The organism is Streptomyces sp. LMG1-1-1.1 (assembly GCF_040815545.1).
In the GTDB taxonomy this organism is placed as follows: domain Bacteria; phylum Actinomycetota; class Actinomycetes; order Streptomycetales; family Streptomycetaceae; genus Streptomyces.
The window spans coordinates 94,601-119,093 of the sequence record NZ_JBFPNH010000021.1 but is presented as its reverse complement, the minus strand read 5'-3'; the positions used below and the strand labels follow the sequence as shown (position 1 = coordinate 119,093).

Genomic DNA, 24,493 nt, shown 5'->3' with positions numbered 1-24,493 from the left:
GTTTCGGGGGGCGAGCCGCGAGCGACGCTGGGCTCCAATCCCGCTGGTCGAGTGCCCTCTTCGGATTGTGGCGTGCTGCCTCACGGGTGGAGGGCGAACTCATATGTCTGACGGGCAGTACATCAACGTCACACCGCACCCTCGCATCCTGGCCGTGTTGGGCGACATCGAGTTCGCAGCGTGGCAGTGCCTCGCGGAGCTCGCTGACAACTCCTTCGACGAGTTCCAGGCCGCTCCTGATACGACCGGCGAACGCCCGACCTTGACCATCTCGCTGCCCACCGCGCAAGATTCGCGATCCACGGCCCAGGTGGTGGTCCAGGACAATGGCCGAGGTATGAGCCTCGACGCCGTGAGCAAGGCCATCAGCGCCGGCTGGAGTGGCAACGGCCGACACGGCGCGCTCGGTCTATTCGGCATGGGCTTCAACATCGCCACCGCGCGGTTGGGACGTAAGACCACGGTGCGTACCGGGCAGGCCGGCGATCCGTTCTGGACCGAGGTCACGCTCGACCTTCCGGAGATCGAGGCGTCGGCTCAGTACCGGGCTCCGTACCGGCAGGTGCCCAAGGCGAGCCCCTCTGAGCATGGCACCACCATCACCATCAGTGACCTCAAGGGGGAGCAGTTCGAGGCCCTTCGTCGGCCGAAGGCGCTCCAGGTGATCAGGGAAAAGCTGGGCGATGTCTACAGCTACCTGCTCGCCGAGCGGGGGTTCCTCTTGACGATAAACACGAGGAAGCTCCCGCCCCGCAAGCCGTGCATCTGGGATGAGAAGCGCACGGTCACGCGGCGAGGGCGTGAGATCAACGCCGTGCAGCGCATTGACGTGCCTCTCTCGGACAAGAAGGCCTGTATGGCCTGCGGCTACTGGAACCCGCTGGACGTGGACCGATGCCGCGAGTGCGGCCAGGGGCGACTGGAGGTTCGCCCTCGTCGGGTCTGGGGCTGGCTGGGCGTACAGCGCTACGTGCACCGCTCGGACTACGGCATCGACTTCCTGCGTAACGGTCGCAAGATCCTCCTCAAGGACAAGCGTGTGTTCTCGTGGGTGGACGAGGATGGTCTGGGAGAGCCTGAGTTGGAGTACCCGATCGACTCCAAGGCCGCGACGGGGCGCATCGTCGGCGAGATTCACTGCGACCACGTGACGCCGAACTACCAGAAGACCGCCTTCGAGTTCGAGACCGCCGAGTGGCATCAGGTGCTGCGGGCTGTTCGAGGCGAGAGTCCACTGCGGCCGGACATCGCGAAGAGGCGCCAGCTCCCCGAGAACGACAGTCCGCTGGCCATTCTGTACGCCGGATTCCGTCGTCAGGACCCGGGGCTGAACTACCTGGTGCCCGGCAACGGCAAGGACCCCATCCACGAGAAGACCAATCAGTGGGCCAAGCTGTTCCGAGACGGGAACCCTGAGTACCAGAGCGACGAGATTTGGTACGAGGCGGCTTATCGGCACGAGAACCCGGTCCAACACGAGCCGGAACCTGACGACGGTGACGACACCGATCAGCTGCTGCCCGGACTTGGTCCCATCACGACCGACGAGGACGGTGCAGGAGAAGAGACCGAGATCGACAGCGGCGAGGCACCCGCCGAGGTTCCAGAACCGACAGAGACCTTCGAGAAGCGCCTTCAGCGCTACCGTGACAACGCGGATCAGCTGCCGGACCTCGCGGGTGAGTACGTGATCCCGGAACTGGGCCGAGTGGAGCTTCGCGTGTGGGCGGTGCGTGGCCACCGCCTCGCGAATGCCAAGGAGCAGGAGACGCCGGCCTTCGCGGTGATGGTCCGCACCCCGCGACTCGAGGTCTTCATCGACTCCGAGCACAAGCTGTACCGGGAACACGGAGCCGACATGAGGGATGTTGCTCTTCTTGAAGCCGCTGAGTACATGCGGGTCCGCAAGAACGACAGCACGACTCCACTGGCTCAGCTCCTTCTCCTGTTCAAGGAGCGTTCCTCCAGCCCGAGCCTCACTCCGACCGCGATGGCGGACGAGGCAGAGCGGCTCCTTGAGCGGATCCGGTCCCTGATGACCCCCGTGATCGCGGAGACCGCCGCAGTCCATTGGCTGCAGCTCCAGGCCGATGAGCGCGAAGCTGCCCAGGAGCGCTTCGCCCTCGAGTCGGAGCCTGGCTCCGACTGGAATGACGCCATCAACAGTGGCGACTTCATCCGGTTCGCTCCGGCCAGCGCGATCCTGCGCGTGATCGGTGAAGCTCCCGCACTGTTCATGGACGGCAAGGTCTTCCGGCGCTCGTACGCGGCGCTGTCGGCGTCGGACGCGCGTGATCTCGTGGTGGAGCGCCTGATGAATCCCCTCAGCGATCTGGTCCTCTTGGCGCAGCATCGCCCGAGGGTCAGCCCGGAGGAACTGGCCCGTATCCGCATCAGCTGTCGCCTGGTCGCCCGCGACCTCGCGGATGACAGCTGAGAGCGGAGGCCCAGATGAACAGTTTTCTGGACCCAGGGCCTCTTCTCGACGCGGGGCCGCTGCAGTTTCCACGGCGCATCGAGAGGCTTCTTTGGCACCTCGGCTTCACGGACGTCTCAGTGATCGACGGATCCGGCGACGAGGGGGGAGACGTACTCGCCCGTCGACAGGGAGAGCTATGGGTCTTCCAGTGCAAGTGGAAGCGTCGCGGAATCGTCGGCGCTGAGGCCGTCAACGAGGTCGACAGGGCACGCGAGCACTATCGTGCTGATCAGGCTGTCGTGGTCACGAACAGCCGGTTCAGCACGGACGCCCGACGCCGAGTCGATGTACTGGCCCGTATCAGCCCCAAGATCCACCTGTGGGAAGGCGGGCATCTCGCTCGAAGCTTCAAGGGACTCGCGTCCCGCTTTGGGGAGGTGACTCCTCGGCCTTATCAGGCAAAGGCGTTGTGGGCTCTGAACCGGGACCTGGACTCTTCCGGTAGGGCCCTGCTCATCCTGGCCACGGGGCTTGGGAAGACCGTGGTGGGTGGCGAGGTCATCGCCTCGCACCTCCGTCACCACCCCACCGATCGAGTATTGGTGGTGGCTCATGCCAAGGACCTCGTCCAGCAGCTAGAGCGCGCCCTGTGGCGGCATCTTCCCAAGAATGTGCCCACGCGTCTGCTGACTGGAGACACGCGACCGGACGACTTGTCCGGCGTCACCTGCGCGACCGTGGGGTCGGCGCTGCCGGCGGCTCGCTTCGGTTACCGGCCGGCACTCGTCATGGTCGACGAGGCGCATCATGTTGGTGCGGACGGTCAATACGACGAGCTGCTCGATGCCCTGTCCGGCTCGCAGCAGTTCGGCGTTACTGCGACGCCTTGGCGCGGGGACGCGCACGACATCAGCCATCACTTCGGTTCAGCGAGCTTTACGCTCGGCATCGAGGAGGGCATGCGTCGGGGCTACCTGGCACAGGTCGATTACCGCCTGTACGTCGACAACGTCGACTGGGATGTCGTGAGGGCGGCAAGCGAGAACGAATATGGCCTTGCGGATCTCAACGCCCGCCTCTTCTTGCCGCAGCGGGATGAGTCGATCCGCGATGAGCTCGCTGCCGCATGGGCCGCAACTGCCAACCCTCGGGCGATCGTGTTCTGCCGCACGGTAGAGCACGCCGAAAGGCTTGCTGAGCTTCTTCGCCGCATGCCCCTGTGGTCTGGTGCCTTGGCCTTGCACGCCGACCTGCCCAAGAGAGAGCGACAGAGGCGACTGCTCGCCTTCCGTAGCGGCGAGGTCCCCATCCTCACATCGGTGGACATCCTGAACGAGGGGGTGGACGTTCCTGACGTCAACATCCTCTGCTTTGCCCGGGTGACCCACTCCCGCCGGATCTTCGTCCAGCAATTGGGGCGTGGGCTCCGGCTCCGGGAGGGGAAAGAGCGGGTAACCGTCCTCGATTTCGTCAGCGACCTCCGCCGCATCGCCGCAGCCCTCAACATCAAACGGAGTCTCGAAGGCGGCGAGGTGGAGACACTCGACCAGGTCGCACCCTCACGGATCGAGTTCAACGACCAGAGGGTTGCAACGCTGATGGAGGAATGGATCAAGGACGCGGCTAGCCTCGAAACACAGTACGACGAGCACCGCCTGCAATTCCCCTCCGTCCTCAACGCCCTGGAGTAGTGACCTTGCCTCAGCTCAACCTCCCCGAAGACCTGCGTCACCGCATCCTCCTCAGCATGTACCGAACCGCTGACGAGCTGGATTGGGAGTTCCTCGGAAACCCTGGGAAGACAGCGCAGTATCGACGATGGTTCGACGACCCGGGCATCGGAGGGGAACTGCGCAACTTCGCCAGCGACAAGGACGTCCGGGTGTGGTTCAAGGACGTCCCGATGAAGGAGTACGCCCGAGCTCAGGAGGGCATCGGCAACTTCGTCCCGTACGTCCAGCGGCGCTTTCGCGGGGCGGACGAGATCGTTCAGGGCCTTTGCGGGAGCAGCTGGAAGGTGATTCCGGAATCAGTCGAGGGCAAGCCCAACCACTGTCGTGCCGTTGATGGAGACAGCACCCGTTACGTCTGCTGGGGCAGGAGCGGGCGTCTCAGCGACCTCATTTGGGCATCCGTGAACGAGGCGCTCGACGCGTCGGTCCGGCCGGGCATTGTCGTCACCACCAGGGACGGCGAAACGGTGAACCAGCGTGAGCGGGAGCGTCATGTTCGGCTCGCTGAACACTGCGGCGTGGACTTGATCCATCTGCACCGCAGCATGATCGACAACCCGGACCTGCTGGCACTTTCGTAGGGCACGCTGGCAGGTCAATGCCGGCTCGCCTGAGTCCGTGGGGGCTGGAGGCGATTGCCGAGGGTCCGGTTAGGCGGTGCATGACCGGACCCTCATCCTTGAGGCACGCGGTACGAGTGATGCCAGCGAGCATGCTGGATGGGACCGCTGTGCACCCAACCGACGTTGATCAGGCAGCTGCCCTCGCGGACGCTGCCGCCCATGCGGCCCGATCCCCAGTCACCTGCAGCGGTACGTGCGCCGCGTTGGGCACTTCCCGCCTGAGGGGCGCCTCGAACGCTCCCGCGAGGAGACACCGGATGGTCTCTTCCCGCAGATCGGAGGGCAGCCCCTGAGGGATGCAGACCCACATCCTGCCGTCAGGGCTCGTGTCCGCGAGCGCGTACCCCCGGTATTTGGGCTCCAATTTCGGATCGTCCGCGATCTCGGCTCTCATGTGTGCAGCCACCATCTCCAGCGGAGGGAGAGCGGTCGGGGTGGCGCAGACCTCTGCCTGTGCGATCAGCTTTCCGAGCACGGCACGGAGCTGTCGGGCCTCTGGCAGCGAGAGGCTGCAGAAGCTGCCGGCCTCGCGCTCAATGGTGAGGGCCACGGCGGGTAGCCTGTGGTAAGCCGCCTGTTCGAGATTCACCAGAACCTCGTCGAGCGCGAGGTTGCCGCGGTGGTCGGTCCGCGGTTGGTGAAGGCTGAGTTCCACCACCTCGTGCTCGCTGCAGTGGAAGCGGTCTTCCAGCGCTTCGTCCGAGTGCTGCATCCCGTCCTCGTCGCGATAGTTGCACCAGGCCGGGCAGAGAGCCGTGATCTCGGCAGGATGCTTCGGCCCGTTGGCATAGGCATCCCGACTCGCGAGGTCAGTGCCATGGAGCACCGCCGCGTAGCGGTACCTCAGTGCCCGCAGAGCGATGACGTACTCCTCCAGCTCGTCGATGGCGGAGCCGAACTGCGTCAGGTTGAGCTCGGTCCACGATCCAGAGGAGCCGAACCAGATCTCCGGCTGGAGCGACTCCGGCCCCTCTTCCAGGAGAGCAATGGACGCGGACAGCGCTGGCCCGGTGCGACTGCTGCCGGGCTCGGGGCCGAGCCACTCGATCCTGGCGCCCTCGTGCACTTCGTGGAGCGTTTCGTCGGCCTTGCCGACGCACCAGGGCGGGCAGACGGGTTCAGTGAGTTCGATCGACTTGTTCGTCAGGGCTGGCGAAAGTTCGGATGACATGGTTCCTCCGGCTGTGTGGTTCTTAGCCCTGAAGGAGAGTTTGAGGTGAGAAGCGTCCGGCAGTCCTCAATTATCCGGAAACTGCGCTTTGGGATGGAACGGCTCGCTAGCATGAGCCACCCGCTTGAGGAAGCTCCGCCGCTGCGCAGCACCTGCACTGCGTGAGCGCTGCGTGAGCGGACGGGGTGGCACACGCTGGACTCGGCGGCATGCCGATCAAGATCGAAAGCCTCTGATCTGGGAAAATGGGATTCTGCGGTATCACCCACCACCACCCGGGATGATCTTGCGGGCCCTCGTAATGCGTAGGTCTCGGGTTCGAATCCCGAAGGCGGCTCGGAATTACCCCAGGACTCACTCGCCGTGACCTGGGGTTTTTTCATGTGCGGAGGGCGGGGGCGTCCTGTTGGGCGAGGAGGTAGCCGGCCTGGAAGCGGCTTTCGGCGCCGAGGGCGGACATGACGTCGGCGACGTGGCGGCGGCAGCTGCGGACGGAGAGGCCGAGGCGGCGGGCGATGGCGGCGTCGGTGAGGCCTTCGGTGAGGAGGCGGACGATGGTCTGCTTGAGTTCGTCGGAGATGTCCATGATGGTCTGGCGGTCCCACTCGGTCTCGAACGGGAGGGCTTCGAGCCAGAGGCGTTCGTAGGCGCCGACCATGAAGGCGACCACGTGCGGTTCGCGGATGAGGACGGCGGCCTCGGGGTCGTCGGGCACCGGGATGACCGCGGTGGTGCGGTCGAAGACGAGGAGGCGCATGAACTCGTCGTCGAGGGTGCGGACCTGGGCGCCGAGCCGGCCGACCCGCTCGACGTAGGCGCAGGTGCCGGCGGAGAAGCGGGCGGTGTGCTGGTAGAGCATGCGCATGCGGACGCCGCGGTGCAGGAGTTCCTCGTCGCGGGCCACGGCCTCTTCCAGGACCTCGGCGCGCCGGCCGCCGCCGGGCTGGGCCGTGAGGACCTCGCGTTCGCAGGTGCGGCCGAGTTCGGTGATCGCCTCCCGTACGGACCGGAGGTCGGTGAGCAGCTCGACGTGTTCCGCCTGGCGCAGGTGGGTCTGCCGGCGCAGGTGTGACTCGTAGAGCGGCATGAACGCCATCAGTTGCTCGCGGCTGCGTTCCATGTGCCGGCGGCGGGCGCGCATCTCGCGTTCCAGCGGCCCGAGCGTGCGCTGGACGGCGTCGTCGGGCGCCACGGGCAGCACGGCGCGTTCCGGGGTGCGGCGCAGCAGGCCCATGTCGAGGAGGGCGGAGACGGCGGACTCCACCCGGGCCAGGGGGAGTTCCAGTTCCTCCGCGAGCTCGGCGGAGTGTGCCGCGGGCCGCGCCGGGTCGCGGTCGAGGACGCGGCCGTAGACGCGGGTCAGCGGGTCGTCGTCGGCGGTGGCCGCCTCGGCCGCGGGAAGTGCGGGGAGCGGGGTTCCCGGGTCGGCCTCCCGGACCGTTCGAGTGCTGCCGAAGCCCTGCCTTCTGTCGGTTATCGACACTTTGTCCCCCGTTTGTCATGGCGTCCTGTTGCTGCCATGCAGGCTCATGAGCCATGCGGTCGGACCCATAGGCATGCAGTCGCGGGATACGTTCATCCCACCGCCCAGAAGGTCAAAGCTCACCAAGCTCGCACAGCCCGTGAAGCTCGCAATCCCGCTCAGACCATCACGACCTCCTCGTGACCTCCTCGCGGCGTCCTCGCGACGCCCCCTCGCGGAAAGAGACACCCGACATGAAGCGGCGGATCCGCAGCAGCCTCCTCGCCACCACGCTGATCACCGGCCTCGCGGGTCTGGCCACCGGCACCGCGACCCACGCCGCCGGCGGCGCCGGAGCGCACGACACCGGATGGGGCGCGGCCGTCCTGAGCGGCCCGAACGGCACCGAAGGCACCGGAACGGGCACGTCGGTCGCCGGACCCGGCACGCACGACACCGGCTGGGGATGAACATGACCCTGCTCGACTGCACCCTGCGCACCGGCGGGCAGCTCACCGGCGGCTCCGTACCCCCCGCGCTGGCCGCCGACTACCTCGCGGTCTGCGCGCGGATCGGCGTCGACATCGTCGAGTTGGGCACCGTCCACGACCCCGCCGGCCCCGGCACCCCCTTCGGCGACCTGCTGCCGGTCCCCCTTCCCGGCGACCACGACGAGCGGTACGGGCCGCGCTTCTCCGTCCTGCTCGACACCGCCGCCCTGCCCGCCACCGACACCGCCGCCACGGCCGCCGCCGGCCGGATCGCCGAGGCGCTCGCCGCCGGCTCCGTCCCCGTCGGCCTGGTACGGCTCGCCGTCCGGTACGACCGGGTGGCCCGCGCCGCCGCCCCGCTGCGGCGACTGCGGGAATCCGGGCTCGGCGTCTGCCTCTTCCTCACCGACATCGACCTCGCCTCCTACCGCGAACTCGACGGCTGTCTCGGCGAGGCCGCGGCGCTCGGCCCCCTCGACGCCGTGTTCCTCGTCGACTCGCTCGGCTCGTTCCGTCCGGAGCGGGTCATCGAACTCGTCCAGTCCACCCGCGCCGCCGTCACCGCCCCCGTCGGCATCCACGCCCACGACAACCAGGGCTTCGCCCTGCACAACACCGTCGTCGCCCGCAGCGCCGGCGCCACCTGGCAGGACACCGCCGTGCACGGGATCGGCCCGGGTGCCGGACTGACCCGCACCGAGCAGCTCCTCGCCCTACTCGGCGCCGCCCCCGCCGACCTCACCCCGCTGCTCGCGCTCATCGCCACCCATGTCGCCCCGCTGAAGCGGCGGTACGGGTGGGGGGCCGGGCCCCGCCACATCATGGCGGGCCTCGCCCGCATCCCGGTCTCGGCGGTACGGGGACTGGACCCGCACGCCGGGGCCTGAGCGGCGGGGGCTGAGCCGGGGAGGCCTGGGCTACAGGGGCCTGGGCGGCGGGGCCGCTCGGCCTCGCCTCGCTGTGCCGCTGTTCCGCCCTGTCGGTCTTCTGCTGTGCCGCCCAGTCGCTGTGTCGCTGTGCCGTGATTCCCCCTGCCCGTCGCCGTCGCCGTCGCCGTCGTCGCCTGCCGCCCGCCGTCGTCGCCCGTCCGAGGAGACCCGTATGCCGTTCACCGCGCCCATCCCGCCGCCGGGAGAGCAGCCCCTCGCTCCGACCCCGTACGGCGATCTCGCCGAGACCACCGGAGCCGCGGCCTTGGCCAACCGCTTCCGCATCGACCGCAGTTCCGCCACGGAGGAGTTCGGTCTCGCCTGTCAGCGGCTGATCCCGTGGTCCGGCGGGGAGGAGACGCCCGTCGGGGCGATGGCCTGCTTCCTGCGGCCCGGGGGCGATTCGGACCCGGACTGCCACAACCAGGACGAGGTCATGATCATCCTGGCGGGCTCGGGGGCGGTGACGCTCGACGGCGTGCTCGAACCGCCGTTCCGCGCTGGCGACATCGTCGTCCTGCCGCGCAATCAGGAGCACGTCGTCCACAACACGGGCGACACCGAGCTGAGTTGGGTCTCCCTGTACTGGCCGCTGCGCGAGCCCGCGCTGCCCGCCGACAGCACCGACAGCTCCGATCGCACCGGCGGCACCGAAAGCACCGAAAGCGCCGACCGCACCGCCAGCGCCGACGACACCGAACGCACCGACGAGAACGAGGAGGTTGCCGCATGAGCGACAACGTGACGACCCAGACGACCGAGGCGACCCAGACGACCCAGACGACCCGGACGGCCCAGTGGATCACCGCCACCCCGCCCACCCCCAACGGCGACCTGCACATCGGCCACCTCGCCGGCCCGTACCTCGCCGGTGACGTGCTGCGCCGCTTCCTCGCCGCCGAGGGCACCGGACCGGTGCGGTACACGACCGGCCTCGACGACCACCAGAGCTACGTGCCCGTCCGCGGCATCAACGACGGCGGACGCAAGGGCGAGGAGGTCGCCGACGGCTACGGCGCCTCCATCGAGGCCGTGTGGAGCCGGGCCGGCGCGGACTTCGACGCGATCGTCCGCCCGCGCCGCGACGTCGGCTACCAGGCGGCCGTCCAGGAGTTCTTCCAGCGCCTGTACGACGCCGGGCACATCGTCGCCCGTACGGCACCGCTGCCGTACTGCACCGGCTGCGAGCGCTGGCTGTACGAGGCCTATCTGAAGGGCGACTGCCCGCACTGCGGATCCGGCTCCAACGGCAACGCCTGCGAGCCCTGCGGCCGCCCCAACGACTGCGCCGACCTGGCGAACCCCGTCTGCACCGGCTGCGGCGCCACCCCCGAACTCCGCGACTGCGAACGGCTCTACTTCCCCCTCGCGCCCTGGGAGCAGCAGCTCGCCGACTTCTGGGAGCAGGTCGACATGCCGCCGCACCTGCGGGCGCTGTGCGAAGGGATGCGGGCCGAAGGGCTCCCCGAGATCGCCGTCAGCCACCCCTCCGAGTGGGGCGTGCCGGTGCCCGTCGCGGGCTTCACCGAGCAGCGGATCTACGTCTGGTTCGAGATGGCCCCCGGCTACCTCCTGGAGTGGACCGCCGCCGGAGGCACCGGTCGCGCGCCCGCCCCCGTCCAGTTCTTCGGCTTCGACAACGGCTACTTCCACGCGCTGCTGTTCCCCGCCGCGTTCCGGGCGTACGACCCCGAGATCGCGCTGCCGAAGGCCTTCGTGGTCAACGAGTTCTACCGGCTCGAAGGCCTCAAGTTCTCCACCAGCCGCCGCCACGCCATCTGGGCGCACGAGGAGCTCGCCCGCACCGGCGCCGACGTCCTCCGCTACCACGTCCTGGCCGACCGCCCCAACGGCCGCCAGACCAGCTTCAGTTCCCAAGCCCTCGAAGTCAGCCGCGCCCGTCTCGCCGACCGCTGGGACGGCTGGCTCGGCCGCCTCCTCGCCGCCGTCGCCGAGGACACGGACGGCGTCGCACCCGCCGAGGCACCGCACGGCCCCGCATGGGAGCGGCTCCGCGACCGCCTCGCCGGAACCGTCGGCCAGCTGAGGGACGCGTACGGCATCGAGGGATACGACGCGCGGCGCGCCATCGCGCTGCTCGACGAGATCGTCGGTCTCGCCGAGGACTTCGGACACGTCACCGGCTTCGAGCGGGAGCGCCCGGCCGGCGGCCGCGCCTACCGGGCCGCCCTCGCCGCCCAACTCGCCGTCGCCGCCGCCCTGTCGGCCTGGGCCGCGCCCGCCCTGCCGTACGGCTCCGCTCGTCTCGCCGGCCTGCTCGCGCTCGCGCCCGAGCCGCGGCGGGTGGACGTGGACGCCCTGGCCCCCCTCGCCCCGGGGACGCCGGTGGCCGCCTGGCCCGGGGCGGTCTTCAGTGCCTGAATTCCTCTGGGACGCCGAGGCCGGCATCGGGGCCGCGGACACGGCCCCGGGCCCGATCGAGACCGAGGCCGTGTCCGGGGACGCGTCCGCGGTCGTCACCCCGGGCGGCGTCGTGTCCGCCCTCGGCACCTGGGCCGGCGCCGTGACCGGCCTGCGGTCCGCCGAGGCCGAGGCCGCGGCGGACGCGCTGCCGCGCGGGGCGGTGGTCGGCCCGTTCTCCGGCGAACGGGCCGCCTGGGGCGAACACCTGGAGCGGGCCGCCGACCACTACGGGTCCGCCGTCACCTGGGAGCTGTACGACGACCGGGGCGAGACGGAGACCGCCCGGCAGATCGCCGAGGCCGTCGTCGCCGAGGGCCGGCACACACTGGTCGTCGGGCACTTCAACAGCGCGGGCGCGCGCGTGGCCCTACCCGTCTACCGGGCCGCCGGACTCCCCGTCCTGCTGCCCCTCGCCACCACGCCCGACCTGCTCGCCGACAGCGCCGGCACCATCCTGCGCTGGTGCCCGGACGACCGGGCCCAGGCCGCCGACCTGCTGGCGGCCGTGCGGTCCGCCGGGCACACCCGGATCGCCGTCGCCCACGACGGCACCCCGTACGGATCGTGCCTCGCCCGGCTCGTCCGCGAACCCCGGCCCGCGCCCCCGGGAAGCCCCGCCCTGCCGTCGGGCGCCGTCGTCTCGGACGGCAGCGGCCCCGCGACGGGCGCGGTGGCGGTACCGGCGGTACTGACGCGGAGGCCCGGAGGCCCCGACGCGCCGTCCGGCACCGGACCCGACGCCCCCGACGGGCCCGCGGCGGTCGAGGTGCTCGACGGGAGCGGCGGGCCCGCCGCCGAGACCGCCGCCCGGATCACCGCGCTCGTCGTGTGCGGCACCCACGCCGGGGCCGCGCGGATCGGGCGGGAGTGGCGGGCCGCCGGGTTCGGCGGGGCGTTCTACTTCACCGACGACTGCGCGGTGGACGAGTTCGCCGCCCTGCTCGCCGAGCCGCCCGGCCGCCCCACCGCCCACGTGGCCCGGATGCGCGGGGGCCCCGAGACCCACGTCGACGCGGCGTTCGCCGCCGCCACCGCCGCGCTCACCGAGGACCCGGAACGGACCGGACGGACCCTGGTCGCCGCCGTCCGGGCCCATGCCGACCGGGGGTTCACCGCGCGCGGAGAACCGGAGGCCGGGAGCGTCGGATGGGACCTCGTGCCCGTGGCGGCCGCGCCCCGCACCAGCGCGCCCGTCCGCGGCCGGGCCTACGACGTGATCATCGTGGGCGCCGGGGTCGTCGGCGCCGCCACCGCGTCCGTACTCGCCCGACACGGAGCCCGGGTCGCGCTCGTCGCCCCCATGGACGGCGGCCAGGACCACGCCACCGCGATGTCCGGCGGGCTCGTACGGTCCTACGAACCCGACCCGTACCTGCGGGGGCTCGCCCTGCGCAGCCACCAGCTCGCCTGGGGGCCGGCCGCCCTCGCCCCCGGCCCGTACGGCTTCATGGCCACCGGATCGCTCGTCCTCTGCGGCGACCCCGACATGGAACAGGCCCGGAAGGGCGTCGCGGAACTCAACGGTGCCGGCGTGCCCGCCGATCTCCTCGCCCCCGACGAGATCGCGGCCCGCTTCCCCGGGCTCGCCGTCGACGGCGTCACCGCCGCCGTCTGGGAACCCGAGGCCGGCTACGCCGACCCGCCCCGCGCCGCCCGCGCCTACCGCGACCGCGCACTCGCCCACGGGGCCCGACTGCTGCCCGCGCTCGTCCGCGAACTCGTCGCCCCGCCCGGGGCCGACCGGGTCCGCGTCCTCCTCGAACCCGGCGGCCCCGTAGAAGCCCGCGCCATCGTCCTCGCCGCCGGCGGCGGCACCGGTCGCATCGCCGGACACCGGCTCAGCGGCGCGGACGCCGGACGCACCAAGAGCATCCGCTACGGCTTCTTCCACCACCCCGCCACGGTCGGCCTGCCGACCGTCGTCGACCTCGTCACCGGCGTCTGGGGCCGGCCCCAGCTCAGCGGCGAAGCCGCCGGCGGGTACATGGCCGGGCGGCCCGTCGACGAATGGGACGTACCCCCCGGGGGAGACGACACGCTCACCGACGAACAGGTGGCGTACATCCGCCAAGGTGCCGCCGTCCGCTGGCCCTGGCTCGCCGACCCCGCCACCCGCTTCCTCGCCGGGCGCCAAGGCGTCGACCTCTACACCCCCCACTCCCGCCCCCACCTCGGGCGCTCCCACCCCGGGAGCCGCGTCGTCCTCGCGACGGGGTGGTCCGGCGCCGGCTTCAAAACCGCGCCCGCCGCGGCCGAACTCGCCGCCGCCGAAGCCCTGGAGGCCCTCACGAACCTTTGACTCCAGCCGGTGCTGAACTCCGCTCCCGGCGACCCTGGGCTCCGCCCCGGCGACCCTCCGAACAGGGGCTTGCGCCCCGGGCTCGGGCTCCGGCCGGCTCCCGCCCGGTTGTGGGCAACTGTTCCGCAAGGGCGGAACGGGTGGGCACAACCCGACCACGGCGATCAGCCGCCCCCTGTCTGTAACCCGGGCCTTTTGGTGGGGGCGCTGGTCAGAGGTCTGGGCCTGGTGGGTGCCGTAGGTGCGGGGAGCCTAGGCCCGGCAGGGGCGCCGTCCGTTGTGCCCACCCGTTCCGCCCCAGCGGAACGATTGCCCACAACGGGGGTGGGCCCCGACCCGGCGGAACGCGTGCCCGTAGCGGGGTTGGCCCGCCCGGCGGAAGGAGTGCTCACGGCGGTGGGGAGGCCCGCGGGGCCGTGGGTGGTGAGTTGGTTGGTTGGTTGGTTGGTTCGTTGGGATGGAGGTGGCGGTGTGACGGATGTGGTGGCTCGGCCGGAGGTGGTCGAGGGGGGCCGTGAGGGGCTCGGGGTCAGGGCGTTGGTGGTGTTCTACGTCAGCAGTTTGGTGGGGACCGGCATTTTGCTGGTGCCGGGGCTGACGGAACGGCAGGCGGGTCCCGCGGCGCTGGTCGCGTGGGTGGCGCTGGCGGTGAGTTCGTATCCGTTCGCGCGGTTCTTCGCGGAGATGTCGGCGTGGCGGCCGGACGCGTCGGGGCTGGCCGCGATGGTGGAGGCGGGGTTCGGGCGGAGGCCGGGGCGGGCGGCGGGGCTGCTGTTGGTGGCGACGTACGTGATCGGGAACCCGGTGATGGGGATCGTGTCGGCCCGGTGTCTGCTGGGGCTGCTGGGTGAGCCGGACGGACCGGTGTACCCGATCGCGATCGGGTTCATGGTGGTGTCGGCTGCGTTCACGCTGCTGGGCCTGACGGCGGGTGCCCGGGTGCAGGCCGCCGCGCTGGTGGTGCTGCTGCTGGGGTTGGGCGGGGCGGTGGTGCTCGCGGTGCCGCGCTTCGACGCGGGGGAGTACACGCCGTTCGTCACGCACGGCTGGGGCGGGGTGGGGATCGCGGTCGTGACCGCGTTCTTCTCGTTCCTGGGCTGGGAGAACGTCTCGACGCTCGCCGAGCAGGTCGACGATCCGGCCCGGAGCTACCGGCGGGCCATCCGCTGGGCGGTCCCGATCGTGGGGCTGCTGTACGTGGCGGTGACGGCGGCGTATCTCGCCGTCCCGGGCGACGAACCGGTCGTCATCACGGCCCTGTTGGGTGCCTCGCTCGGCGAGGGCGGTGCCATGGCCGGTGATCTGCTGGCCCTGGGGCTCGCGGTGGTCGCCACCAACGCGTGGGTGCTCGGAGCGACGCGGGTCGTCCGGGCGGCGGCCCGCGAGCGGATCCTGCCGGGGCGGCTGGCGGACCGGCCGGTGTGGGCCACGGTCGCCCTGGCCCTCGCCTACGCGGCGGTGCTCGGTGCGCTGACCGTCGCGGGGACCGGCGAGGAGCCGGTGCTCGTCGTCACCAGCAGCGCCTTCCTGCTCCTGTACGTGGCGGCCGCGGCGGCCGCTCTGAGGGCGCGCGGCACCGGCCGCGCGCTGCGTGTGACGGCCGTCGTGACCCTGCTGATCGCGGCCGTGTTCCTGTCCTTCGCCGGCAAGGGGCTGCTGTTCGCCCTGGTCCTCGCCGCCGGGTGCGTGGCGTTGACGGCCGGCCGTACCCGTACGCCTACCCGTACCCCTGCCGGCACTTCCACCGGCACTTCTACCGGCATCCCTACCCGTACCCCTACCCGTACGTCCTGAAGACGTTTCTCCGATTCCGAAAGGCTTTTCGCCATGAGCACGAACGAGACCACTCCCGTCTACGACGTCGTCGGTGTCGGCTTCGGGCCCGCCAACCTCGCCCTGGCCATCGCGATCGAGGAGCACAACGAGCAGGCCGCGCCCGGCGAGGAGCTGACGGCGGTCTTCCTGGAGAAGCAGCCGGCGTTCGGCTGGCACCGGGGGATGCTCATCCCGGACGCCACCATGCAGGTCTCGTTCCTCAAGGACCTGTCCACGATGCGCAACCCGGTCAGCCGCTTCGGGTTCGTGCCGTACCTGCACGACCGGGGCAGGCTGGTCGACTTCATCAACCACAAGGCGCTGTTCCCGACCCGGGAGGAGTTCCACGACTATCTCCAGTGGGCGGCCAACGGCGTGGACCACATGGTCCGTTACGGCCTTGAGGTCACGGCCATCCGCCCCGCGGACCAGGCGGACCGGACGGACCGGGGCGGGCCCGTCGTCGAGGTCGACGTCGCCGCGCTCGGTGGTGCCGGCAGCGGCGCCGAGGCGGAGGCCGTCACCTACCGGGCACGGAACCTGGTCATCGGCACCGGCCTGGTGCCCCGGCTCCCCGAGGGCGTCGAGTCGTCCGAACGCCTCTGGCACAGCAGCGAGTTCCTGCACCGGCTCGCCGCGCTGCCGAGCGCGAACCCGCGCCGGTTCGTGGTGGCGGGGGCGGGGCAGAGCGCCGCCGAGATCGCCGACCACCTGCACCGTACGTTCGAGGACGCGGAGGTCGTCGCCGTGCACACCCGCTACGGGTACAGCCCGGCCGACGACAGCCCGTACGCGAACCGGATCTTCGACCCGGAGGCCGTCGACCTCTACCACGGCGCCGATCCGTCCGTCCGCCGCACGCTCATGGACTACCACCGCAACACCAACTACGGCGTGGTCGACATGGACCTCATCGAGGAGCTCTACCGCCGCTCGTACCAGGAGAAGGTGCGCGGCGAGCAGCGGCTGCGGATCCTCGGCGTCACCCGGCTCACCGGGGTCGAGGAGGGCCCCGACGGCGTACGCGTCGAGGTGCGGAACCTCGCCACGGACGAGACGGAGACGATGACGGCCGACGCCGTCGTCTACGCCACCGGCTACGGCGAGCCCGACCCGACCGTGCTGCTCGGCGAGCTCGACGCCGCCTGCCTGCGCGACGAGGACGGCCGGCTGCGGGTCCGCCGCGACTACCGGGTGGAGACCGCTCCGGGGATGGAGGCCGGGATCTACCTGATGGGCGGCACCGAGCACTCGCACGGCATCACCGCCAACCTGCTGTCGATGGCCGCCGTCCGGGCCGGCGAGATCTGCGACTCCCTCGCGGAGCACCGCCGTTCCGACAGGCGGGCGCCGGTGGCGGTGGCGGGCTGAGACCCCGTACAACATCTCCACACCGGTATGCGGAGCGAGAGGGAACCATGAGCACCACCATCGACACTCCCGACGACCAGTTGGTCGTCACCGAGCGGACCCGGCTGCGCCGCCTGCGCGAGAAGGGCAGTCACCGCCGCGCCGACCTGGACGCGGTGCTCGCGGCGGGCTTCCTCTGCCACCTCGGCGTCACCGTCGACGGGACGACGATGGTGGTGCCCACCGCGTACGGCGTGGACGGCGACCGGCTCTACCTGCACGGGTCCGTCGCCAGCCGCAGCATGGTCCAGGCCCCGGACGCCACCGTCTGCGTCACCGTCACGCACGTCGACGGCCTCGTCCTGGCCCGTTCCGTCTTCGAGCACGGCGTCAACTACCGCTGCGCGATGGTCTACGGCGTCCCCCGGCTGGTCACCGACCCGGACGAGAAGCTGCGCGGCCTGCGGGCACTCACCGAGCAGAGCTCCCCGGGCCAGTGGGAGTACGCGCGTCAGCCCAGCCGCAAGGAGCTGGCCGCGACCTCCGTCCTCGCGCTCGACCTCACCGAGGCCTCGGTGAAGACCCGCAGCGGTCCGCCGGACGACGGCGACTCCGAGGACGCGGCGCTCGGCCTGTGGGCGGGGGTCCTTCCCGTGGTGACCACCTTCGGCGAGCCGGTCACCGACCCCGTCCTCCCCGCGGACCTCGCCCCGCCGGCCCACGTCTCCTCGCGCACGGGCCGGCCGACGGACGGCCGCTGAACGGTTTCGTCACGCGACGCGGTCGGGGGTGCCTTACGCGGCCCGCGGGGGTGTCCTCCAGCGGCCGGGCGGGGTGGCCTGACGCGGTCCGGTCTGTCCTGATGCGGTCCGGTCTGTCCTGAGGTCGTCCGTCCTGACGCCGTCCGTCCTCCCGCCGTCTGTTCCGACGCCGTCCGTCCTCCCGCCGTCCCCCGTCCTCACGCCGCCGGGGGCAGCCGCGTCCCGTCGAGGAGCTGGAGGTCCAGACGGCTGACGTGGTCCTCGTCGGCGAGGAGGTCGACCGAGGTGATCAGGTCGTGGAGGACGGTGAAGCCGAGGACCGTGGCGTCGCCGGTGCCGGCGGGGTCGCCCTCGACCAGGCCCGCCATGCCGTCCACCAGGGCGGGGCGCGCCGCCCGCGCGTGCCGGGCGACCGGTCGGGCGACCGCCGGGGCTCCGTGCGCCGCGGCCGTGCCCGCGCGGACGGCGGCGGCGTCGGCCCTGAGCACCACGTCCGGGTCGAGCAGTACGAGGAGGCCGTCGAGGTCACCGTTGCGGGCGGCGGTCAGGAGGGCCGCGACGATCTCGCGGCCGCGGTCGGGATCGGGGTGCGGCATCTCCTCCGCGCCGCCCACCCGGTGCCGGGCCCGGCCGGCCAGCTGACGGGCGGCGGACGGGGAGCGGTCCAGGATGCCGGCGATCTCCTCGTAGGGTTCGGCGAACAGGTCGTGGAGGACGTACGCCAGCCGTTCGGAGGGCGTCAGGCCGTCCAGGACCTGCGGGAGGTCCGGGGCCGTGGAGTCGCTGTCGGCGGCGAGCAGGGCCCGCCGGCCGGGGTCGGAGACCTGCTCGGGCCGGTGCGGCCGGTTCGGTGCGCCGACGGCCCAGGGGTCCCAGGGATCCCACGGCTTCCCCCGGTGGGTCTCGCGGGCCCGGAGCCGCTCCAGGCAGACCCGTGCCACGACCTCGGTCGGCGGGTCGCCGCGCCGCACCGAGGCCCGTACCGCCTCCCGTGCCGCGCGCAGCACCGCCTCCCGTACGGCGTCGTCGGCCTCGTCGAACGTGCCGAGCAGGCGGTACGCGACGGCCCGCAGCCGCTGCCGCTCCTCCTCGAAGCGGGCGGTGACGGCCCGGTCGTCCCTGTCGTGCGTGTCGTCATCCACGGGGTGTGACCTCCGTGACGCGGGGTGCGGCCGCCGTCGGGGTCCCGGCGGCGGCCCTGGGTTCGCCCGGCGTCAGTCGCCGTGTCCGGTGCCCCCGCTGCCGAAGCCGCCGCTGGAGATCCCGCCCCACTTGCGCTTCTCCTCGCTGGGCGGGTCGGGCGAGCTCTCCGTACCGCCGGAGCCCTTCAGCTGGTACGGCATGAGCCGGTGCTCGCCGTCGGTCCGCGGCATCTCCTCGGCCCTGCGGTATTCGGACGTCTCGCCCGGCAGGGCGTCGGTGTCGGGCCGCTGCGGCTGTTCGTCGGGCTTCGGCGGCGCGGGTTCGCGGTCGCGGACGCGGAAGCCGAGCCAGACGGCGCCGATGAGCACGGCGACGATGACGAGTCCGCCGAGAACTTGTCCAAGCCCTGACTGCCAAACCCCAGCGGCCAGGATCTCTGCTGCGCTGAGAGTGTTCATACCTTCAGGATTACCCGATTCCGCTTGTTCGGATACGTCGGGCGGGAGATCCCCTCGGAATTCGTCGCGACCCGCTGAAACATTTCTCCGCCCCCATCGCGTCAATGAGGTGTACGGCGACCACACCACGTGACCGTGAGGGAAGGGAGGGGCATGAAAAAGTCCCGCGCGGACGAGTTCCTGGAGTTCGCCGCCGCACGCACGGGGCACCTTTTCCGGTCCGCATGCCTGCTGACCAGCGGCGACACCCACCTCGCCGAGGACCTCACCCAGGAGACGCTGGGCCGGATGTACGCGCTGTGGGGGCGCATGGCCCGTATCGGCAACCCCGCCGCGTACGCCCAGACCGTGCTGGTGCGCACCTTCCTCAATCACCAACGGCGCCGGTCCGCCACCGAGCGCCCGCTCGGCGAGCTGCCGGACCGCGCCCCCGACAACGGCGAGGACCCCGCACTCCGCATCGCGCTGCTCGACGCGCTGGCCGGACTCGCACCCAAGGACCGGGCGGTCGTGGTGCTGCGGTACTGGGAGGACCGCAGCATCGAGGAGACCGCCGACGCCCTGCACGTCAGCTCCGCCGCGGTACGCACCCGCTCGGTACGGGCGCTGGCGAAGCTGCGGGAACGACTCGGCGGCAGCATCACCGAGTTCGCCGCCCGCTGACCGCAGACGGTCGCCCACGGGCGACCGACCACTGGACTTCTTCACCCACGACCCGGAGACGGTGATTTCGGCATGCCTCAGAACGACGATTCCCAGTCCCAGTACGAAGGCTTCGAGGAGGAACTCGGCGCGGTCCTGCGCCGGGCCGGCGACGGCTTCTCCGTCGAGGGCCGGGGCGAGCTCGTCGCGGGCGGGCTCTCCCGCGGCCGGCGCCGCCTCGTGCGCCGCCGCCTCGCGGTGACGGGCGGCGCCCTCGCGCTCGCCGCCGTCGGCGTCGGCGGCGTGTACGGCGGATCCCTGATCGGCTCCGGCGGACAGACGACGACCGCCTCCGTGGCCGCGGCCCCCAAGCCGGGCAACGCCTCCGGCACCGCGACCGCCGCCGCCGACCCCAAGAAGGCCGCCGAGGCGCAGATCCCCGTCAAGGACATCGCGGCCGTCCTCAAGGCCCACACCCCGGCCGGGAAGTGGGAGATCCTCGACCTCGCCGGCAAGGGCCAATCCGCGGCAGGCGTCTACGACGACGGGCGCGGCAAGGCGGCCGTCTCCGTCGGCCTCTACCGCGGCTCCGGCGACGGCGAGGGGGGCGCGAGCCAGGTCACCTGCCCCGACAAGGTCGCCGTCCCCTTCGACGACTGCACCACGGAGCGGCTGCAGAACGGCGCCCGGCTGATGATCCTCCAGGGGTACGAGTACCCCGACAAGCGCGAGGAGACCAAGTCCTGGCGGGCGGTCCTGCTCACCAAGGACGGCTTCCTCGTCGACGTGAGCGAGTACAACGCCGCCGCCGAGAAGGGCGCCGCCGTCAGCCGGGAGAACCCGCCGTTCACCCCGGCCCAGCTGAAGGCGCTCGTCACCACCGACGCCTGGCGTCCGCTGCTCAGGCAGCTGCCCCAGCTGCCCCCGGCGAAGGTCGCCCCGGGCAACGTGGCCCAGCGGGCGGCCGAGCCGGTCGGCGACTCGGTCCCGGCCACCCTGCGTTCCCTCCTGCCCCAGGGCCTGAAGGTCACGGACAAGGGCGGCAGCGGCGGGTTCGGCTTCCTCGTCGTCGACGACGGCCAGGGCAAGAGCCTCGTCCAGATCAACGTCCAGGCGAACATGCAGAACGCCACCGACGACCTCTTCGGCTCCGGTGACGTCACCACGCTGCCCGACGGCCGCAAGGTCAAGGTCACCCAGCAGGCCGGCGAGAAGGGCGGCGCCGGCGTCGTCTGGTGGACCGTCGACACCATCACCCCGGCCGGCTTCCGGGTCGTCGTCGGTGCCTTCAACACCGGCGCCCAGCACGAGGCCGCCACGCGCGCCGAGCCCGCGCTCACCCTCGACCAGATGAGGACGATCGCCCTGAGCCCGAGGTGGCAGAAGCTCCCCCGCAAGTAGGCCGCTCCACACGGGGGAGAGGGGCGGCGGTCCGACCCGCCGCCCCGCGTGCCCGCGGGGGGCGGGCAAGTGCGTACGCCGGGGGGGGAAGGGGAGCCGGGCGGAAGGGGAGTCGGGCGGACGGGGGCCGGGCGGACGGCGAGTCGGGCGGACGGGAGCGGGGTGTGCCTCTACTTGGCTTCCGAGTAGCGCTCGACCGTGGCCGTCGTGAACGGGAACCGCACCGGCGTCTCGCCGAAGGCGATCCGCCCCGCCTCGTCCCCGGCCGCCCGGATCGCCGCGGTGACCGCCTCGGCCTCCTCCGCGGGACAGTGCACGATCACCTCGTCGTGCTGGAAGAACACCAGCTCCGCCCGCATCCCGGTGAGGGAGCGCCGCAGCGCCGCCAGCATCAGCAGGGCCCAGTCGGCGGCACTGCCCTGTACGACGAAGTTACGGGTGAACCGGCCGCGCGCCCGGGCGTTCCCGGAGGCGTAGCCCGGGACGAACTCGCCGCTCTCCGGCTCCGGTTCGCCGGAGTCCTGCGGCAGGCCGGCCTCGTCGTCGTCGCCCGAGCCGACCGCGCGCGGACTGGTCCTGCCCAGCCACGTCCGGACGAGCCGGCCCTCCTCGCCGGCCTTCGCCGCCTCGTCGACGTAGGCCACCGCGCGTGGGAAGCGGCGCCGCAGCGCCGCCAGGTTCTTCAGGCCGTCACCGCTGGTCTGCCCGTAGATCGCCCCGAGCAGCGCGATCTTCGCGTGGGCGCGGTCGCCGGAGAAGGCCCGGTCGGAGAGCCGGGCGTACAGATCGTCGGGGTGCCCCGCCACCTCCATCAGACCCGGGTCCCGGGAGATCGCGGCGAGCACGCGCGGCTCCATCTGGTCGGCGTCCGCCACCACGAGCCGCCAGCCCTCGTCGGCGACCACCGCCTGCCGGATCACCTTCGGGATCTGCAGCGCCCCGCCGCCGTTCGTCGTCCAGCGTCCGCTGACCGTCCCCCCGGGCAGGTACTCCGGCCGGAACCGGCCGTCCCTGACCCAGTCCGCCAGCCACGACCAGCCGTGCGCCGTCCAGATCCGGTACAGCTTCTTGTACGCGATCAACGGCTCCACCGCCGGGTGGTCGACCTCCTCCAGCTCCCAGCGGCGGGTCGACTTCAGCCGCACCCCGGCCTGCGCGAAGGCCTTCACCACGTCGGCCGGCAGATCCGGCCGGACCCGGCGGCCGAACGCCGCCGACACCTCGTCCGCGAGCTCCGCGAGCCGCCGCGGCTCGCCCCCGCCCGCGTACCGCTCGCCCAGCAGCTCGTTCAACAGCTCCCGGTGCACGTCCGCCCGCCACGGCAGCCCCGCCCGGTGCATCTCGGCGGCCACCAGCATCCCCGCCGACTCCGCGGCCGTCAGCAGCAGCATCCGCCCCGGATGCCCCGTCCGCTCATGGCGGCGCAGCTGCTCCGCGTACACCGCCAGCAAGCCCTCGAACGGTACGGACACCACCGGGCGCGGCTCGAACAGCGAGTCCTGCGAGCCCGGCTCCGCGCTCCGCTGCGGGGGATCCGGCGGCACCGGAGCGTTCCGCAGGCGCGCCCACGCCGCCGCCGCCGAACGGGGCTCCCCCAGCCGCCCCTCATGCCCCAGCAGCAGCTGCTCGGCGTCCTCCACGTCGTAGCACCGCTCCACCCTCACCCCCGCGGCCAGCAGCCGCGGGTACACCTCCGCGGTCGACCGCCACACCCACCGCGCCACCCCCGGCCGGCGCCGCACCGCCTCCACCAGGTCCGGCTCCCACAGCACCTCCCCCAGCGGCTCCCCGGCCGCCCCCACGGGCACCACCCACACCCCTTCCTCCTCGACCCCCAGCGCCCATCTCTCACCCATACGTCCGAGTCTGGCACCCGCCACTGACACACCCCTGGGCAGCGGGAGCGCGGGTCGCGGGGCCGGGTGGGGGGCCGGCCCGGCGGGGCCGGCCCGGCGGGGTCAGGCCGCGGCGTGGAAGAGGGCGGCGGCCTCGCCGCGCGAGTCGACGCCGAGCTTGCCGAGGATGTTGGCGACGTGGAACTTGACGGTGGACTCGCTGATGTGGAGCTCCTCGGCGATCCGCCGGTTGCGGTGCCCGAGCGCCAGATGCCGGAGGACCTGCACCTCACGCTCGCCGAGCCCGGCCAGGGGGTGCGCGGCGTCGGCCGGCGCCGAGGGGGTCGCGAGGGGCAGGATCGCGGTGAGGGTGGTGCCCCAGCCCGGGACGGCGTCCATGTCGAGGCGGCCACCGAGGACGTCGAGGCGGTCGCGGATGGTGCCGGCGCCGAGGTCGCAGGCGGCGAGCGCTCCGGCGCCGTCGTCGCGTACGGAGGCGCGCAGTTCGTGTTCGGTGAGCTGCCAGCCGACGTGGACGCGGCGCACCGAGTCCTGTTCGAGGACGACGAGGAGCAGGGCGCGGACGATGGCCCGCGCGCTGTGGGCGACGTCCGCGGCCAGGCCGCGGGTGGAGTCGGGGGCGCCGAGGTCGAGCCGCACGGTGCTGTGGCGCAGCATGGGCCGCAGCTCGCCGGCGAGGCGTTCGAAGGCGTCCTGGGCCGGCTCCTCGGCGAGTGCCCGGTCGTGCCGCTGGGCCGCCCGCATGTCGATCAGCGCCGAGGCCGCGAGATCGGTCGCGGTGGCCCGGGCGGTCGTGTCGCCGAGGGCGCGGCTGCGGAGCACGCCGAGGACGCCGGAGAGTGCGGCCGTGTGCGAGGCCGTCAGTTCGGCGATCACGCGCGCACGTGTGTCGGCCGCGGCCCGCGACCGCGCCAGCGCACCCGGCATGGCCTCCGTGGCGAACCGGTCGAAGTGGCTGGTCACCAGGTCCCACAAGGCCTGGGCGACGGCGAGTCCGGCCGCGTCCGCCGGCGCGGTGCCGTCCTCCCGTACGAGCACGAGGAGCGCACCGCGCCGGGTCGCGTGGCTCGTCACGGCGACGACCTCGCGCTCCCGGCCGCCGATCACCGCCACGCCCTGCCACGGACTACCGGGCACGCCCGCCGCGAGCAGCGGCGCCAGTTCGGAGCCGGTCAGCCCCTCCGTACCGCCGATCGCCTTGAACGGGGAGTGCGCGCAGTGCGTGGACAGTTCGGCCGCGTCCACATGCGGCACCACCGGCGCGAGGGCCGCGGAAACCCTCGGAAGGATCTCCCCGAGCGGCTGCCTCAGGATCTCGTACGCGGCGGTCAGCGTGAGCGCGTCCATGCGGTTCAGCCTAGTCGGGAGCGGCAGGTCGGGGCCGGTCTTTCGGCCAGGTGGGACTGGCCGTTGGGAGGGCGGGGGCGGGGTGCGCGCGGGCGCAGGATGAAGGCGTCGGAGATCGGAAGACAGTCCGGGAACGGGTCCGAGGACGGGTCCGAGACGGTTCCTGGAT

At 71.9% G+C, this 24,493-nt stretch carries 19 protein-coding genes; 13 read left to right on the top strand and 6 right to left on the bottom strand.

Translation table 11 applies throughout. The features are described from left to right. Positions 1-103: 103 nt before the first annotated feature. The 3 genes from MRBLMG1_RS11180 to MRBLMG1_RS11170 are packed head-to-tail and all read left to right on the top strand — an operon-like array spanning position 104 to position 4,733. Positions 104-2,437 (top strand): ATP-binding protein, encoded by a 2,334-nt coding sequence (locus tag MRBLMG1_RS11180; RefSeq protein WP_367823223.1) that lies wholly within the window; start codon positions 104-106, stop codon positions 2,435-2,437. A gap of 14 nt (positions 2,438-2,451) precedes the next feature. Continuing rightward, positions 2,452-4,110, top strand: a complete 1,659-nt coding sequence (locus MRBLMG1_RS11175; protein WP_367823221.1) for a DEAD/DEAH box helicase — start codon at positions 2,452-2,454, stop codon at positions 4,108-4,110. Positions 4,111-4,115: 5 nt separating this feature from the next. Then, on the top strand, positions 4,116-4,733 hold the full coding sequence (locus MRBLMG1_RS11170) for a hypothetical protein (RefSeq protein WP_367823219.1): 618 nt from the start codon (positions 4,116-4,118) through the stop codon (positions 4,731-4,733). A gap of 169 nt (positions 4,734-4,902) precedes the next feature. On the opposite strand, the gene MRBLMG1_RS11165 is transcribed toward MRBLMG1_RS11170, so the two are convergent. Both MRBLMG1_RS11165 and MRBLMG1_RS11160 read right to left on the bottom strand, forming a co-directional pair. Then, complete coding sequence (locus MRBLMG1_RS11165; protein ID WP_367823217.1) at positions 4,903-5,946, bottom strand: DUF6907 domain-containing protein; 1,044 nt, start codon at positions 5,944-5,946, stop codon at positions 4,903-4,905. Positions 5,947-6,325: 379 nt separating this feature from the next. Continuing rightward, positions 6,326-7,429 carry a LuxR C-terminal-related transcriptional regulator gene (locus tag MRBLMG1_RS11160; RefSeq protein WP_367823215.1) on the bottom strand — a complete coding sequence of 368 codons (1,104 nt, stop codon included), beginning with the start codon at positions 7,427-7,429 and terminating at the stop codon, positions 6,326-6,328. A gap of 233 nt (positions 7,430-7,662) precedes the next feature. On the opposite strand from MRBLMG1_RS11160, the gene MRBLMG1_RS11155 reads away from it, so the two are divergent. The 8 genes from MRBLMG1_RS11155 (at position 7,663) to MRBLMG1_RS11120 (ending at position 17,477) form a co-directional block, all read left to right on the top strand. Next, positions 7,663-7,878: a hypothetical protein gene (locus MRBLMG1_RS11155; RefSeq protein WP_367823213.1), complete on the top strand. Its 216-nt coding sequence runs from the start codon at positions 7,663-7,665 to the stop codon at positions 7,876-7,878. Next, positions 7,875-8,786: a hypothetical protein gene (locus MRBLMG1_RS11150; protein WP_367823211.1), complete on the top strand. Its 912-nt coding sequence runs from the start codon at positions 7,875-7,877 to the stop codon at positions 8,784-8,786. Before MRBLMG1_RS11155 ends, MRBLMG1_RS11150 begins: the two co-directional genes overlap by 4 nt. Positions 8,787-9,000: 214 nt before the next feature. Next, the gene (locus MRBLMG1_RS11145) at positions 9,001-9,561 is read left to right on the top strand and encodes a cupin domain-containing protein (RefSeq protein ID WP_367823209.1); all 561 of its coding nucleotides are present in this window, start codon (positions 9,001-9,003) and stop codon (positions 9,559-9,561) included. Next, positions 9,558-11,210 (top strand): methionine--tRNA ligase, encoded by a 1,653-nt coding sequence (locus tag MRBLMG1_RS11140; protein WP_367823207.1) that lies wholly within the window; start codon positions 9,558-9,560, stop codon positions 11,208-11,210. Before MRBLMG1_RS11145 ends, MRBLMG1_RS11140 begins: the two co-directional genes overlap by 4 nt. Next, on the top strand, positions 11,203-13,551 hold the full coding sequence (locus MRBLMG1_RS11135; protein WP_367823205.1) for an FAD-dependent oxidoreductase: 2,349 nt from the start codon (positions 11,203-11,205) through the stop codon (positions 13,549-13,551). The genes MRBLMG1_RS11140 and MRBLMG1_RS11135 overlap by 8 nt, the downstream gene beginning before the upstream one ends. Positions 13,552-13,560: 9 nt before the next feature. Beyond that, on the top strand, positions 13,561-15,345 hold the full coding sequence (locus MRBLMG1_RS11130) for an APC family permease (protein WP_367823204.1): 1,785 nt from the start codon (positions 13,561-13,563) through the stop codon (positions 15,343-15,345). A 33-nt stretch (positions 15,346-15,378) separates the two neighbouring features. Then, positions 15,379-16,737 carry a lysine N(6)-hydroxylase/L-ornithine N(5)-oxygenase family protein gene (locus MRBLMG1_RS11125; RefSeq protein WP_367823202.1) on the top strand — a complete coding sequence of 453 codons (1,359 nt, stop codon included), beginning with the start codon at positions 15,379-15,381 and terminating at the stop codon, positions 16,735-16,737. Positions 16,738-16,784: 47 nt separating this feature from the next. After that, entirely contained in the window at positions 16,785-17,477 is a 693-nt protein-coding gene (locus MRBLMG1_RS11120; protein WP_367823200.1) for a pyridoxamine 5'-phosphate oxidase family protein, read from the top strand. 197 nt (positions 17,478-17,674) lie between these two features. On the opposite strand, the gene MRBLMG1_RS11115 is transcribed toward MRBLMG1_RS11120, so the two are convergent. Next, a complete protein-coding gene (locus MRBLMG1_RS11115) occupies positions 17,675-18,619 on the bottom strand; it encodes a sigma factor-like helix-turn-helix DNA-binding protein (RefSeq protein ID WP_367823198.1) in 945 nt (314 codons plus the stop codon). Positions 18,620-18,691: 72 nt separating this feature from the next. Next, positions 18,692-19,078 carry a DUF6479 family protein gene (locus MRBLMG1_RS11110; RefSeq protein ID WP_367823196.1) on the bottom strand — a complete coding sequence of 129 codons (387 nt, stop codon included), beginning with the start codon at positions 19,076-19,078 and terminating at the stop codon, positions 18,692-18,694. Positions 19,079-19,231: 153 nt separating this feature from the next. On the opposite strand from MRBLMG1_RS11110, the gene MRBLMG1_RS11105 reads away from it, so the two are divergent. Next, on the top strand, positions 19,232-19,741 hold the full coding sequence (locus MRBLMG1_RS11105; protein WP_367823195.1) for a SigE family RNA polymerase sigma factor: 510 nt from the start codon (positions 19,232-19,234) through the stop codon (positions 19,739-19,741). 72 nt (positions 19,742-19,813) lie between these two features. Then, entirely contained in the window at positions 19,814-21,121 is a 1,308-nt protein-coding gene (locus MRBLMG1_RS11100) for a hypothetical protein (protein WP_367823193.1), read from the top strand. 170 nt (positions 21,122-21,291) lie between these two features. Here the strand turns inward: MRBLMG1_RS11100 and MRBLMG1_RS11095 are convergent, their stop codons facing one another. Continuing rightward, positions 21,292-22,977, bottom strand: coding sequence for a bifunctional 3'-5' exonuclease/DNA polymerase (locus MRBLMG1_RS11095; RefSeq protein WP_367823191.1), 1,686 nt, complete (start codon positions 22,975-22,977; stop codon positions 21,292-21,294). Between the two features lie 102 nt (positions 22,978-23,079). Next, positions 23,080-24,324 (bottom strand): LuxR C-terminal-related transcriptional regulator, encoded by a 1,245-nt coding sequence (locus MRBLMG1_RS11090; protein WP_367823189.1) that lies wholly within the window; start codon positions 24,322-24,324, stop codon positions 23,080-23,082. Positions 24,325-24,493 lie beyond the last annotated feature (169 nt).

What these genes read in the sequence shown, in the direction of transcription:
- MRBLMG1_RS11180 (WP_367823223.1), top strand. Translation starts at nt 104, where the DNA reads ATGTCTGACGGGCAGTACATCAACGTCACACCGCACCCTCGCATCCTG.
- MRBLMG1_RS11175 (WP_367823221.1), top strand. Translation starts at nt 2,452, where the DNA reads ATGAACAGTTTTCTGGACCCAGGGCCTCTTCTCGACGCGGGGCCGCTG.
- MRBLMG1_RS11165 (WP_367823217.1), bottom strand. Translation starts at nt 5,946, where the DNA reads ATGTCATCCGAACTTTCGCCAGCCCTGACGAACAAGTCGATCGAACTC.
- MRBLMG1_RS11155 (WP_367823213.1), top strand. Translation starts at nt 7,663, where the DNA reads ATGAAGCGGCGGATCCGCAGCAGCCTCCTCGCCACCACGCTGATCACC.
- MRBLMG1_RS11150 (WP_367823211.1), top strand. Translation starts at nt 7,875, where the DNA reads ATGAACATGACCCTGCTCGACTGCACCCTGCGCACCGGCGGGCAGCTC.
- MRBLMG1_RS11145 (WP_367823209.1), top strand. Translation starts at nt 9,001, where the DNA reads ATGCCGTTCACCGCGCCCATCCCGCCGCCGGGAGAGCAGCCCCTCGCT.
- MRBLMG1_RS11140 (WP_367823207.1), top strand. Translation starts at nt 9,558, where the DNA reads ATGAGCGACAACGTGACGACCCAGACGACCGAGGCGACCCAGACGACC.
- MRBLMG1_RS11125 (WP_367823202.1), top strand. Translation starts at nt 15,379, where the DNA reads ATGAGCACGAACGAGACCACTCCCGTCTACGACGTCGTCGGTGTCGGC.
- MRBLMG1_RS11120 (WP_367823200.1), top strand. Translation starts at nt 16,785, where the DNA reads ATGAGCACCACCATCGACACTCCCGACGACCAGTTGGTCGTCACCGAG.
- MRBLMG1_RS11110 (WP_367823196.1), bottom strand. Translation starts at nt 19,078, where the DNA reads ATGAACACTCTCAGCGCAGCAGAGATCCTGGCCGCTGGGGTTTGGCAG.
- MRBLMG1_RS11105 (WP_367823195.1), top strand. Translation starts at nt 19,232, where the DNA reads ATGAAAAAGTCCCGCGCGGACGAGTTCCTGGAGTTCGCCGCCGCACGC.
- MRBLMG1_RS11100 (WP_367823193.1), top strand. Translation starts at nt 19,814, where the DNA reads ATGCCTCAGAACGACGATTCCCAGTCCCAGTACGAAGGCTTCGAGGAG.
- MRBLMG1_RS11095 (WP_367823191.1), bottom strand. Translation starts at nt 22,977, where the DNA reads ATGGGTGAGAGATGGGCGCTGGGGGTCGAGGAGGAAGGGGTGTGGGTG.
- MRBLMG1_RS11090 (WP_367823189.1), bottom strand. Translation starts at nt 24,324, where the DNA reads ATGGACGCGCTCACGCTGACCGCCGCGTACGAGATCCTGAGGCAGCCG.